Annotated in this window: 11 protein-coding genes and 3 pseudogenes; 10 read left to right on the top strand and 4 right to left on the bottom strand. The window is 34.7% G+C overall.

The window, feature by feature from the left end:
* Window positions 1-126 (bottom strand): annotated as a pseudogene (locus GWD08_RS08890) (restriction endonuclease subunit S); the annotation flags it as partial.
* 76 nt (window positions 127-202) lie between these two features.
* Between GWD08_RS08890 and GWD08_RS08005 the strand changes: the two are divergent.
* From GWD08_RS08005 to GWD08_RS07990, 3 genes and pseudogenes are all read left to right on the top strand, one after another.
* A complete protein-coding gene (locus GWD08_RS08005) occupies window positions 203-1,636 on the top strand; it encodes an ATP-binding protein (RefSeq protein WP_159549917.1) in 1,434 nt (477 codons plus the stop codon).
* Between the two features lie 516 nt (window positions 1,637-2,152).
* Window positions 2,153-2,926: pseudogene (locus tag GWD08_RS07995) on the top strand (IS3 family transposase); the annotation flags it as partial.
* A gap of 476 nt (window positions 2,927-3,402) precedes the next feature.
* Window positions 3,403-4,941 (top strand): IS1182 family transposase, encoded by a 1,539-nt coding sequence (locus GWD08_RS07990; protein WP_159565135.1) that lies wholly within the window; start codon window positions 3,403-3,405, stop codon window positions 4,939-4,941.
* A gap of 14 nt (window positions 4,942-4,955) precedes the next feature.
* Here the strand turns inward: GWD08_RS07990 and GWD08_RS08820 are convergent.
* Together GWD08_RS08820 and GWD08_RS07985 are read right to left on the bottom strand one after the other, a co-directional pair.
* Window positions 4,956-5,145 (bottom strand): annotated as a pseudogene (locus GWD08_RS08820) (ISNCY family transposase); the annotation flags it as partial.
* A 746-nt stretch (window positions 5,146-5,891) separates the two neighbouring features.
* Window positions 5,892-6,833: a sugar-binding transcriptional regulator gene (locus GWD08_RS07985; RefSeq protein ID WP_159565133.1), complete on the bottom strand. Its 942-nt coding sequence runs from the start codon at window positions 6,831-6,833 to the stop codon at window positions 5,892-5,894.
* Between the two features lie 133 nt (window positions 6,834-6,966).
* Here GWD08_RS07985 and GWD08_RS07980 point away from each other — a divergent pair, with 133 nt between their 5' ends.
* From GWD08_RS07980 to GWD08_RS07950, 7 genes are all read left to right on the top strand, one after another.
* Entirely contained in the window at window positions 6,967-7,800 is an 834-nt protein-coding gene (locus GWD08_RS07980) for a class II fructose-bisphosphate aldolase (protein WP_159565131.1), read from the top strand.
* Window positions 7,801-7,804: 4 nt separating this feature from the next.
* Window positions 7,805-8,503: a triose-phosphate isomerase gene (locus GWD08_RS07975; protein WP_208858414.1), complete on the top strand. Its 699-nt coding sequence runs from the start codon at window positions 7,805-7,807 to the stop codon at window positions 8,501-8,503.
* Window positions 8,504-8,506: 3 nt separating this feature from the next.
* Complete coding sequence (locus tag GWD08_RS07970; protein ID WP_159565129.1) at window positions 8,507-9,025, top strand: YjbQ family protein; 519 nt, start codon at window positions 8,507-8,509, stop codon at window positions 9,023-9,025.
* Window positions 9,026-9,101: 76 nt separating this feature from the next.
* Entirely contained in the window at window positions 9,102-11,027 is a 1,926-nt protein-coding gene (locus GWD08_RS07965) for a BglG family transcription antiterminator (protein ID WP_159565127.1), read from the top strand.
* Between the two features lie 95 nt (window positions 11,028-11,122).
* Complete coding sequence (locus tag GWD08_RS07960) at window positions 11,123-11,578, top strand: PTS sugar transporter subunit IIA (RefSeq protein ID WP_159565125.1); 456 nt, start codon at window positions 11,123-11,125, stop codon at window positions 11,576-11,578.
* Between the two features lie 10 nt (window positions 11,579-11,588).
* The gene (locus GWD08_RS07955; protein WP_159565123.1) at window positions 11,589-12,908 is read left to right on the top strand and encodes a PTS galactitol transporter subunit IIC; all 1,320 of its coding nucleotides are present in this window, start codon (window positions 11,589-11,591) and stop codon (window positions 12,906-12,908) included.
* Between the two features lie 13 nt (window positions 12,909-12,921).
* Window positions 12,922-13,206 (top strand): PTS sugar transporter subunit IIB, encoded by a 285-nt coding sequence (locus GWD08_RS07950; protein ID WP_159565121.1) that lies wholly within the window; start codon window positions 12,922-12,924, stop codon window positions 13,204-13,206.
* 686 nt (window positions 13,207-13,892) lie between these two features.
* On the opposite strand, the gene GWD08_RS08940 is transcribed toward GWD08_RS07950, so the two are convergent.
* The gene (locus GWD08_RS08940; RefSeq protein WP_369522499.1) at window positions 13,893-13,979 is read right to left on the bottom strand and encodes an IS3 family transposase; all 87 of its coding nucleotides are present in this window, start codon (window positions 13,977-13,979) and stop codon (window positions 13,893-13,895) included.
* Window positions 13,980-13,983 lie beyond the last annotated feature (4 nt).

The following is a 13,983-nucleotide window of genomic DNA, read 5'->3' as shown; positions in this document are numbered from 1 at the left end:
TTTTGGCGTTCCGCCTGATGTGATTGTTCCTAAATTTCTTAACCTCACCCACTCCCAGCTCTCTGGAATATCATAAGGTACATCAACTTCCTGCACCGTCCCATCTGCCAACTTCTCATAAGGTTTCTTAGCACAATAAATTTGAAGTCAGATAAAATCAGGGAGTATGTTATAATAAAGTTATAACACTCAGGAGCAACACATGAATCAAAAACTATCCCACTACCAATTCTCGCCAGAAAGCCAATACTTGGATAGAAAATCAGCACGCAAGAAGCCGCAGGAGTTGCTTAAGCACCTGATTGCTTTTGCCAATGCGGACGGAGGTCAGTTGGTTATTGGAATTGAGGACGAGAAACAGGGCAATATTATCACTGGTTTCAATGATGGCAGAGCCTATCCCATAGACGATTTCAAGAAGATTGACCGTGAGATGCGAGAGACACCTCTGGATTTGTCTTTTGAAGAAATCCCTGTGGTGAATCACAAGGGAGAAGATGACCTAATTTTAGTTATCTCAGTGGAATTGTCATCAAATCGAGTGATTGCTGCGCCTAATGATGAAGTTTACCTACGTCAGGGCGATGAAACGGTCAAACTAAGTTATGAACAACGCACTCAGCTCAGCTATGATAAGGGTCAACGGTTCTTTGAAGATGAAGTTGTGCCTGATGCGACTTTGGAAGATATTGATGACAGCCTCGTTCAGGACTTCAAAAATCGATTTGATATTTCAGACCGTTCCACAGAGGAGGTTCTCAAAGCTCGGCGCTTTCTTGTAAATAGTAAGTTGACCAAGGCAGCAATTTTACTCTTTGGTAAATACCCGTCAGCCTTCTTCCCGCAATCTCGTGTTCGCTTCCAGAGGTTTGATGGCACGGATATGGGGACGGGCAGTAGCTTTAATGTCATCAAGGAAGTAACTTTTGACGACGCCCTGCCTACCTTGATTATCAAGGTTCGGGATTTTATTCGTACACAGCTTCGAGAATTTCAGTATTTGGATGACAACGGGCAATTCCAAATTTTACCTGAGTATCCTGAATTTGCTTGGTTTGAAGGTGTTATCAATGCGGTGACTCACCGTGATTACTCGGTTTATGGCGATCACATTCGTGTGCTCATGTTTGATGATCGACTAGAAATTCATAGTCCAGGGAAATTGCCAAATATCGTCACTGTTGACAATATCAAGCATGAACGTTTTTCAAGAAATCCTCGTATTGCTAGAACTTTAACCGAGTTCGGTTGGGTTCGTGAAATGAATGAAGGAGTTAAGCGTATCTATTCTGAGATGGAATCAGCCTTTCTCCATGAACCTAAATACTCAGAACCTGGAAATAAGGTTGTCCTGACACTTGAAAATAATATTGTCAGCCGACATCTCCGTACACGAGATAGTCTAGAAAAGCAGTTTTCTGATTTTGGGAATTTGAATGCAGATGAACAAGCTATCGTTCACTACATGTATAATTCTGGCGATAAAATGACAACAGCAAAAGCTGTTGAACTGACAGGGAGAAGTCGTTCGTTTGTTGTTAAAATGCTGCATCATCTGCGTGTTTTAGGAATCATTACTTGGTTTGGTTCAAGTAAAAATGACCGCAATCAGTATTATCTTTTAGTTGATAAATGATTGTAGTCGGGTTACTATTAGTAATAAGAATTAGAATACAGTAGAATACAGTAGAATACAGTAGAATACAGTAGAATACAGTAGAATACAGTAGAATACAGTAGAATACAGTAGAATACAGTAGAATACAGTAGAATACAGTAGAATACAGTAGAATACAGTAGAATACAGAAAAAGTGGTTACCAACTTCAAGTTGACAACCACTTTTTAATTATAGCGGTGAGATACCTCATCTATCCCCCAATTCTTTCAAAAGTTCATCGTATTGGTTCATTGCTCTTTCTAGTTCTCTTTCGAATTCAAATTTTAGCTCAGCTTCACCAATTTCTGCTCCAAGTATCTCTTTAATTTTATTGGGGATTGTAGTAACAGTGCTATTTCCTGTTTTTCTTAATATGAATTGGTTTCACTAAACTAGACAGAATTTATAAAGTGTTCTACACTGATAAGAAATAGAAGAAACAAATGTCTAGAAAAACACGTCGCCACTTCACCGCTAACTTTAAGCAACAAATCGTTGGCTGAACATTCCTCGTTCAAGTTATTACTACCAAGCTGTAGAACCAGTTTCCGAGGCGGTTCTAGAGGAAACCATTAAAACGACTTTCCATGAAAGCAAGTCCAGATACGGGGCTAGAAAAATCAAGAAGTGTTTGGAAAATGATGGTATTACTCTATCTCGTCGTCGGATTCGTCGCATCATGGAGAGACTCCACTTGGTATCCATTCATCAGAAAGCAGCCTTTAAACCTCATTCCAAAGTAAAGAATGAAGCACCGATTCCTAATCACTTAGCCAGACAATTTCATCAATAAAAGCCACTGGAAGTTCTGGTAACCGACTTGACCTATGTTCGTGTTGATGGGCGCTGGGCTTATGTTTGTCTCATCATCGACCTCTTCAATCGCGAAATCATTGGTTTGTCCGTTGGTTGGCACAAGACTGCAGAGCTCGTGAAACAAGCTATTCAAAGCATCCCTTACGCTCTGACCAAAGTCAAGATGTTCCATTCTGATCATGGCCAATAATTTGATAATTAGCTGATTGATGATATACTTGAAGTTTTTGGCATCATCCGTTCTCTCAGTCAAGTTGGTTGTCTCTATGACAATGCCATCGTTGAAAGTACCTATCTTTCCTTCAAACTTGAATTTATCAACCAAGAAACGTTTCAGTCGCTAGAAGAATTAGCCCTCAAAACGAAAGATTATGTCCACTGGTGGAACTTTCATCGCATTCATGGTAGTCTTAACTACCAAACTCCCATGACAAAACGAGTCATCGCTTAAAAAACACTTTATAAAAATTGTTCAGAAAAGTGTTGCCTTTTCAATAGAACATTCATGATTCCACCTCGCTTTTTGTATATACATTATAAATTGAATCTACAAAAAAGTAAAGTAAATACATAACTTTCTCAACTACATAAGCCCCGAAAACAGATTTTTGGTAATCTAATGGTAATCCATTATTTGTAGGATTGGGTTAAAAGTGATTATATTTAATGAAAACGAGCTTTGAAAGCTTGATTTAATAGCCTTTTACAGCTATTTTACTTCGCTCACCCGAAACCAGGTCTTAAAAAAGCTCGTAAAGCTAGCCAGTTCTCTAAACGTTAAGGACCAGCTACAATACAGCAGAACAATACTTCATGGATTACCATGGAGTATCAGATTGAAGACAAAGCTCTAGGAATTGATTTTTCTAGGGCTTTTCTTTTTGCCAAGAGTTATAATAAAGATAAGAAGTTCTAGGAGGTCTCAGTATGTTCCACAAAGAAAATCCTAACTATAATCGCCATCAAGTTGGTTTCTATAGTTTAGATGAATTGGTACCTAAAGACCATCTCTTACGTCAAATTGATGAAGCGATCGATTTTTCATTTATTTATGACTTAGTGAAGGACAGTTATTGTGCGGATAACGGTCGTCCTAGTTTGGACCCTGTCATGTTAGTGAAAATTCCCATGATTCAATGTCTCTTTGGCATTCGTTCTATGCGTCAAACCATTAAAGAGATTGACGTCAATGTGGCTTACCGCTGGTTTCTTGGATTGACTCTAGAAGATAAGGTGCCTCATTTTACGACTTACGGCAAGAACTACAGCCGTCGTTTCCAAGATAAACAAGTCATTGAAGCGATCTTTTCTCATATCTTAGGGCTCTGCCTGAATGCTGGGTTAATTGACCCTACTGAAATCTTTGTGGACGGTACTCATATTAAAGCAGCTGCTAACACTCACAAATACATCAATCAGGAAGTAGAGGCGCAAGCTAAATTTATGAGTGCCCAATTAGAGCGAGAAATTGCCAAGGATAGAGAGAAACACGGAAAAAAGTTGCTAGGGCTCGCCAAAGAAAAAGAGCCCACAAGTAAGAAAATTTCTACAACCGACTCTGATAGCGGTTGGTTTCATAAGGGAGAACACAAACAAGTTTTTGCTTATAATGCTCAAGTAGCTTGTGATAAATATGGTTGGGCACTAGGATACAGTATTCACGCTGGGAATGTTCATGATAGTCAGGCTTTCCCAGAACTGTTTGACCAAATTAAAGCATTACAACCAAGCTATCTTATCGCAGACTCTGGTTATAAAACACCTAGCATTGCCCACTATTTAGTATCTCTAGGTATCACACCCGTTTTTCCCTATACTAGACCACGTGGCAAAAAAGGAATGCTTAGACCTAAAGAGTTTGTTTATGATGAGTATTATGATGTCTACCTCTGCCCAGAGAACCATCCCTTATGCTATTCAACCACTACTCGAGATGGCTATCGTGAGTACAAAAGTGATCCAGTTATCTGTCAGACATGCCCGCTATTATCAGTTTGTACCCAATCGAAAACCCATCAAAAGGTTATCACTCGTCATCTATGGAAAGAGGACTTAGAAGTCTGTGAGGATATCCGACACCAAAAAGGAATGAAAGAATGCTATCAACAGCGCAAAGAAACCATAGAACGCTTATTTGGAACGGCTAAAGAATATCACAATTTGCGCTACACGAGATTAAAAGGAAAGTCCAAAATGGAGGCAACCGTTGGACTCACTTTAGCGTGCTTAAATATGAAAAAATATAGTAAGATAATGGCTAGGATAGCCTTTTTAGTTTGCCTGAAATTTGCCAAAGTTAGCCCAATAATCATAATGAAAGTAAAAGAAAAGACAAACTGGAGGTTCAGTCCAGTTTGTCTTCGCTCTGAAATGGAAAATTTATATTCCATTTTTTATTTTAAAAGAAGTATTTTGTCAATCAAAACGGAAAATGTCCGCAAAAAAATAGGGTCAGTGAGTACCTAAATCTGTTATATCTCTTATAACAGTAGCTGAGAAGTAGTATTCTTCTCAGCTTGAAATTCTTCATAGGATTTGCCAATCTTATGAAGAAATTGTTTGAAAGATGCAAGTTTCCACGGGTGATTTTGTGGAGATATACTTGCGGCTTTCTTTTTTTGTTTCAAGTGGTTGTTCAGATTCGATTGAGTGTCTTTCATGTTCTAAAAGCCAGCTTTCCCTTTTCTGGGTAAGCTTTGACTAGCCGATTGACCTGACTTTTAGAGTGACCAAGTTCGACACAAGCCCTATTTTTATGTTTTTTCCCTTGGGCTACAGCTTTAAACACTAGCACTTTTTGATTCTGCCATGGTTAATTCACTATTCCTCATCTTTCTAGTTTAACAGACGGGACATTTTCATCTGTGACCTAACTAAGACATTATCACTTTTGAATGATGAAAAAGTAAAATAGGGATAATTGGGTCTGTCATTCCTAACAATTGTGTAGTACTATAGAGTCCATTTTTATATTGTTTTAGGAAAAATAGAAAAGCGATTACAATGTGCGATAAAGAATATGTATAACTCTAATATCTACAAATGAGATCATTTATCTCGAGACTTCTTCATTGATAACTGTTACAGAACTTGAAGAGTTCATTAATAAATACAGTGAGGTATTCCTTAAGGAGCGGCAAATAACAAGTAGAGAGGCATGTTTGGAAATTGTTAAATATTTAAAATCACCAAATACAGCAAAGCAGCCCAAAACCAAGTAAGTCATAGAAATCTGAACCCATATTCTCTAATTTTTTCAATCTTTCTAGTTGGATAGCAGGAGTGGCTTGTTCTGGCTTCTGGTGCTAATAACATATGATGAAGAAGGGTTCTTTGCAATCTTTCAGTATTTAGCAAAGAGACGTTTGTGGATAGTCTCATATTAGGTATGTGCTTAGCGTAAAAAAAATAAATTCTTAGTATTCAGAATCTAATAAATAATTTGCAATTTCCATATCTATAATTAAATTATCTATGAATCCTTTTTTGAGGAGACAAAAAATACTTTCAGATTTTTGAATTCCATTTGCTACCACTGTAACTTCCTTTACGATTTCAAGCTCATTCAAAGTACTACCAATCATTTTACTAGAGAGATTTGTTCTTATTATTTGACCATTTTTGTCAAAGAAACTTGCTAATACATCCCCCACTATGTGCTTTTCTTTCAAGTTTTGTTCATCGATTTTGGAAACATTTCCTAAAAGTTTATAGGTGGAGGATGTAAGTGGGCTACCAACACTTACGATTGCCATATCAACATTTTTTGCTTTACGCTTAGCTTCTCTTACATGTCGAGATTGTTCCAACTCATTTTTTAAGTTTAAATCATCGCAAATAGCAGGTGCATAAAAATAGGAAACAGATGCTCTGTATTTCTCTGCTAGTGAAAAGCATAGATGATTTGAATGGATATGTGATATTTCAGCATTTGCCCCTCCCATCATAGGTACGATTGTTAGGTGATGTAAATCAATAGAGTTTGTATGTGCGACAAAGTTGCTTAACGTAGTTCCCCATCCTAAACCAATTGTTTTTAAACGATATGCTGAATCTTCAACAAAATTAACCAATTGTTTTGATACATTTAATTTGGTGATGTTACTATCATCATTGTTCTCTGTCACGGAGATATATTGTAAGTTATATTTTTCCTTTAATTGGTTAATAATTTTGGCCTTATTTGAAGATTCTGGATGAACACTAATTTTGACGATTCCATTATTTTGTGCTTCCTCTAAAAATCTTTGAACAGTTGGACGGCTAACAGAAAATTCTTTTGCAATTTCTGTTTTTGTGAGGTGATCAATATAATAAGCTTTTGCCACTTTGTAGAGAATTTCATTACGTTTATACATTTGCAAGAATTACTTTCTAAATATTAGATGATGCTGTTTATTTTTTTGCATTTGTAATATTATATCAAAAAATTCGTTGAAATTTATTGTTCAAATGATATTATTTGGTTAAAAAAGAAAAGAGGTAGTAACAATGGTTAAAGTTAGCTCAAAAGAAATACTTGAAGATGCAATGACTGGTAGCTATGCAATTCCTCATGCAAATTTTATTGATTGGAATTCGGCAAGAGCATATGTTCGAGAAGCTGAAAAGGAAGAATTACCATTAATTTTAGCATTTGCTCAATCTCATTCTCATATCATAAACTTAGAGGAAGCAGCATGTATTGGTAATTTCTTTGCAGATCATTCAACTGTACCTATAGTTTTACATTTAGATCATGGAAAAGATTTTGAATTTATTCAGAAAGCTATTGAGCTTGGCTTTTCATCTGTCATGATTGATGCCTCCCAAGAAGCATTTGAGGATAATATTGCAATTACACAAAAAGTAGTTGATTTTGCACATAATCAAGGAGTTGTTGTAGAGGCAGAGCTGGGACATGTTGGATCAAATAGTAAAACGGAAAGTAATCATATTACGGATTCAGTTTACACAGAGGTTAGTGATGTAATAGAATTTGTAGAACGAACTAATGTAGATTCGCTAGCCATATCAATTGGTACAGCTCATGGTATTTATAAAGGTGAACCTAAAATTAATTTTCAAAGATTACATGCTATTAAGGAAGGGACATCTGTTCCACTTGTATTACATGGAGGCTCTTCCTCTGGCACTGAAAATCTTAGTAGGTGTGCAAAAGAAGGTATTTCTAAAATAAATATTTATACAGATTTTATGATGGCAGCTTTAAAGGCTAGTCATTCCGAAAAGTTTAATGACTATATTAAACAGAAAGATTCAAGCGAAATTGCTATGGCAGATGTGTTAAATGAATATTATAAAGTATTTGGCACGAGAAGGTAAAATTATGAAAAAAAAATTATCGAAATCATTTTTTATTTTCAATCCCAAATCATATTTATTTGGTAATGAAATTGAAAAAATGTCAAAAGTAGCAGAAGAATTAGCTCAAAAATATCCAAACATAAGTATCCTTTTAACCACCCCTTATGCAGATATTTACCGAGCCTCACAGAATGTTAGTAAAGCTTTTATATCAGCTCAACATATTGATGGGATAAAACCTGGACGAGGCATGGGATCTGTATTACCAGAATCTATAGTTTCCTCAGGTGCATCTGCTACTTTTATTAACCATGCGGAACATCCGCTAACATTCGATGAGATTATTGGCGCAGTTAGAAGGGCAGATAGCCTTGGTCTACTTACGATAGTCTGTGCAAATAGCATAGAAGAAGCTAGAGCCGTTGCAACTTTAAAACCTGACGTAATATTATGTGAACCAACTGAACTTATTGGAACTGGGAAAACTAGTCCAGAAGATTATATAGTAAATACAAATAAAGTTATTAAAGAAATCTCACCTAAAACCCTAGTTATGCAAGGCGCAGGAATTTCGCGACCAGAAGATGTTTATAATGTGATAAAATTAGGTGCAGATGGAACAGGCTGTACAAGTGGAATTACAAATGCTAGTGATCCGGCTGAAATGTTTAAGGATATGGTTAAAGCTTGTTATGATGCAACAGTAGAAAAGGGGGTGTAAAATATGACCATTTATAAGGAAGAAGTAGTTCTACAAACACAAGATCGTGTTAGTTATGTAGATATTACTGATAAGATAAAAAAAATAGTTGAGAGGAGTGGCATCAAAAATGGTGTAGTAATGCTAGTTACTCCGCATACAACGTGCTCAATTATATTTGAAGAGTATACTCATGATGTAGATGAAAATGGATATGATTTTTTACAAGTTGATTTAAATAACATTTTAGAACAAATTATACCAAGGCACCTTAGTGAATTATCCTATAAATATCCTGGGCCTGAGCATTACAAAACTGTTAAATCTTGGCCAAATGTATCTGAATATTTACCTGATAATGATCCAAGTTCACTTTGGAATGGTGATGCACATATAAAAGCTACCTTGTTAGGTTCAAGTCAAATAATTGATGTGTTAAACGGGAAATTAAATGTTGGTAAAACTGGTTATTATTATTTTGTAGACTTTGATCAAACCAGGGGGCGTACAAGGAAATGTCTGGTTACCATAATAGGAGAATAAAAAATGTATCGGTACACTTCTTTATTTTAAAAATGTTTTTTATAGTTTATAATGGCAAAAGGAAGTGGGTGAAATAATGAATAATAGGCAATGTGAAATTTTAACGGATTTAATTGAAAACCCAAATTATTTATCTGCCTCAAATTTATCTAAAAAATACAATGTCTCCACTAAAACAATTTTGTCAGATATTAAAAAAATTGGGGATTCTGTTCAAAAGTACAACCTTTCAATCGAGAAAAAACCCAGATATGGGATTCGGCTATTAAATTTTGAAAATTTAGAGAGTGAGAATTATATCTTATTAAATGAACTAATTGGGAAAAATAAGTTCAGTGACTTTTCAAAGAGAAAGAGTTATTATATTCAAGAATTGGCATTCGAGCGGCAGTATAAATCTGTAGGAGAGTTATCAGATTTATTATATCTAAGTGATTCTACTGTAAGAAGGGATTTAGAAAAACTCCAACAAGAATTTTTGCCTTATGGATTGCTCATTTCTAAAAATGAGGCTAGTAAATATCTGGTCGGAGATGAGATGACAATAAGAGCTAACCTTAGGAACTATCTTTTGGATTATTATTGTTCTGATAATATAATTTGGCAGGAATCTGATGTTATAAGTGAAATTTTTAGAGATGATAATCCGATAGCAATAGGTGAGGAAATAAATAGACTTGCAAGAAAGTTTTCATTTACTGTGTCTCATCAATATATAATATATTTATTGGTTGATGTCTTAATAACTAGGAAAAGATACTTAAAGAATATTGGAAACGGCAATATACGTTTTGATGAAATGTCTAAAATCTATCCAACATTCTTTTTTGCTGTTGAGTTATTATCTTTTTCTTCTATGATTGACATTGAAAAATTAAATATCGAGGATATTACGTATATTTCACGTTCAATAATTTCAGTAGCATATAAGAACGAAGTACTGACTAATGATCACTATGTTAGTGTTGTTACCCAATTTATTTCAAAAGTAAGTGATATATCAGGGATAGATTTTACATCAGTGTCTTCAATCAAAACATTATTGTTGAACCATATTGAACCAATGGTAAATAGACTAAAGAATAATATCAACATAAAGAATACCTTGATTTCTGAAATCCGATCGCGATATAGTTCTTTTTTTTCTATAATTTGGCAAGCTTCAAGTATTTTAGTAAAGGGTTTTGAAATTAATAAAATATCAGAAACTGAATTATCTTTTCTTACACTCTACTTTGTAGCAGCTACTAAAGAAATCCATGTTCCGGTTAAGATTGGTATAATTTGTCCTCATGGTATAGCAACCTCAGAGTTAATTATTAGTTCTATTAAGGAACTTGTAACTGAATTTGATGAGATTAAAAAAATTGATTTAAATGAGTTTAAGGACAATGGAGACAAAAATTGCGATATACTCATCAGTTCAGTGAAACTCAATATTCCTTCAGATCAATATTGTTTGGTCAGCCCTCTTTTGAGCACTGAAGATATATTAAGAATACAAAAAAAATATTTACAAATTACAGCAAATTTTTATAAAATAGATGAGTCAAATAATAGAAGCATAAATTTATCTAAATCGCAATTTTTATCTTTAGTATCTAAATCAATTTATTTAAATAGAGATTTCAAAAGTAAAAATGAATGTATAGAGTTTCTAGTTTCAAAGGCGAATGATGAAAATTCTTCTAATGAAATGTTCTTTAAATCAATACTTGATCGTGAGAAAATGGGGACTACAGGTATATATACAGGGATTGCGATTCCACATGCTGATCCTAAGTATGTACAATACTCAGAGGTATTATTCCTAACATTACATGAGCCAATAGTTTGGGATAACTGTAAGATATCAGTGATAATGCTTATTGCCATTAGAGATGAGATGGAAGATACATGTAAGGAAGCTTTAAAGTATATTTATGGAAAGTTGAATAATAAAAAATATATTGATTATTTAGCCCAAGCTAGTTCTATAGACAAATTTACAAAGTTTCTTTAGTTGTTTTCTTAACTTCCACATTAATGTGGAAGTTTTTTGATTTTTGAATTGAAAACGTTTACTGTATACTGAAGATAGAAAAAGAGGTGAAGAGTATGGCTTCTGATTTAATATTTTTGAACCAAAATTGGAGAAGTCAAGACGAGGTGCTTGAGAAATTTGGAAATAAATTTGTAGTAGCAGGCTATGCTTTAGATAGTTTTCCAGGTGCGTTAAAACAAAGAGAGAAGATTTTTCCTACTGGACTTCAATTTTCAGATTTTGCTATTGCAATTCCACATACTGATCCAGAACACGTTAAAAAAACCGCTATTGGGATTGCTACGCTAGAACATCCAGTTGAATTTACTCAAATGGCAACTTTTAATCAAGTAGTCAAGGCGAAATTGATTATCATGCTAGCAATAAAAGAAGCACACTCACAGGTTGAGATGCTTCAAAAACTAATTGCTTTATTTCAGGACTCAAATATCGTTAAAGAAATATTATCCTATGCACCTGGTGAGGAAGAAAAAATTAATCAATTATTAATTTCACATAATATTGTTTAGGAGGTTTATTATGCTACATTTATTGCAATCATTTATTGATTTGGGTGCAATTGTTGTATTGCCAATTTTGATTTTTATTTTTGGACTTCTATTAGGTACTCCGCCAAAAAAATCTTTTATTGCAGGATTAACTGTAGGTATTGGATTTGTTGGATTGAATCTAATCGTTAATTTATTATCTGGTAGTCTAGGAACAGCAGCACAAGATATGGTTAAAAGATTCGATCTCTCACTTCATACAGTAGATGTGGGGTGGCCAGCAGCATCAGCTATATCGTATGGAACATTGCTAGGAAGCTTAGCGATTCCGCTTGGTGTTGCAATTAACTTAGTATTACTATTTTTAGGCTGGACTAAAACTTTAATGGTTGATATGTGGAATTTCTGGCATGCAGCATTTATTGGGTCATTGGTATTTGCAGTAACGAATAGTTTTGGCCTAGGCTTATATGCTATGATTGCATATCAGGTGATGATTTATTTATTTGCTGATATTATTGCTCCTGTAATAAAGAAATTCTATGGATTTCCAAATATTACATTTCCTCATGGAACTTCTGCACCAGGTTTTTTTGTAGCTATACCGTTAAATTGGTTATTTGATCGTATTCCTGGATTCAATAAAATTAAAGCAGACCCAGAAACAATTCAAAAAAGATTTGGTATTTTTGGTGAAAGTACAGTAATTGGATTAATAATTGGCATAGTAATAGGCGTTCTGGCAGGCTACAATGCGCAAGGTATTCTTCAGTTAGGTGTACAAACAGCCGCAGTTATGCTATTAATGCCTCGCATGGTTTCTGTTTTGATGGAAGGTCTTGCACCTATTTCCGAAGCTGCAAATGGATTTGTTCAAAAACGATTTCCAGGTAGAGAGGTCAATATTGGAATGGATTCAGCACTTTCAGTAGGACATCCAGCAGTATTATCGAGTTCATTAATCTTGGTTCCTATAACAATTTTGTTAGCGGTGATTTTACCAGGAAATACAACATTACCGTTTGGCGATTTAGCTACAATTCCATTTGTCGTCTGTCTAATGGCAGCTGTATTTAGAGGAAACATTATTAGAACTGTGGTTGGTGGCACAATTTATTTAGTCTCAATTTTATATATTACATCATGGGTATCACCTTTGGTAACAAGTGCAGCTAAAGCCGCAAAATTTGATTTATCAGGAAATTCTAGTATTACAGCTATGGCTGAGGGCGGATTGTGGACAACAGGCTTGTTCGTATTTGCTGCAAATTATTTGCCGTGGCTCATCATTAGTCTTATACTAGTTGCGTCTCTAGTAGGATTGTTCTATTTAAATAAAATGCAGAAATGAGGAGGGGATTAATATGAAGAAATTATTAGTGATGTGTGGTTCTGGTATTGCAACATCAACAGTTGTTATGGGTAAGGTCAAAGATTGGTTGAATCAAAATGGTTATTCAGATAACGTAACTTTATTTCAATCTAAAGTTGCTGAGGAAATTAATCGAATTGATGATTATGATATTGTTATCAGTACAACTGTAGTACCAGAAAGTGTACAAGATAAGGTGATTATGGGATTACCCCTTTTAACAGGTATTGGAATAGATTCTTTATGGGCCGAACTGAAGAAGAACTTAGAGAAATAATTTGAAAGTGGTCAAGCTCGGAAAGTATCACATTTAGTAAACGTTAAGTCGAAAGAATTGATTTACACGAGAGAACATCTATTATGGTGTTCTCTTCTTTTTGTCTTCTAAATTTCTGTTCATTGTCATCTGTAGCGAACTACTCCATCGCAGAGGGTGTAAACATAGAACTAAAAGTTTTTATTTTTAAAGATAGTGAATGCCAACACCTAAATGCTGGCTGCCATCAGTGTTTTTAGTGTGCGCTTTTTAAAGTAGCCTGGATAGATAGGATCAGCTCCCGTAGAAGCTAGGAAAATTTCCAATTAGTGATCAAATAAAGAAATAGCACTTTGCGTACTCAGAGGGCGGGTACACATTATCATTTAAAATAGGCACGATGAAAAATCAAAACGACACTTTTCTTAATGTTTAGTAATAGATGAGAAAAACCTCGCCTTCCTTGAGTTAGTGTAAAAGAAAACTTGGAAAGTTGCTTACAAACAGAAAAAAGGTTCAATATCCCCGCGACAGAAATTATAGAACTCTTATATTAGATTAGGGTTTCAAAGTACTCAAATGATTGATCTGACTCCTGTCAATTAGACAGATAAACTATAATAAACGGTGGACTTGTCAAGAAAAAATAGACATAAAGTTAAGCTAATTAGTTGGACTTGTCAAGAAAAAATAGACATAAAGTTAAGCTAATTAGTAACTATTTTTTCAAATTCTACAGGTGAGAGATACCCTAAAGCTGAATGCAGACGTTTAGGGTTATAGTAAGTCTCAATATAT

The organism is Streptococcus halichoeri (assembly GCF_009870755.1).
Taxonomy (GTDB): Bacteria; Bacillota; Bacilli; order Lactobacillales; family Streptococcaceae; genus Streptococcus; species Streptococcus halichoeri.
This window is presented reverse-complemented; position numbering and strand designations above follow the sequence as displayed.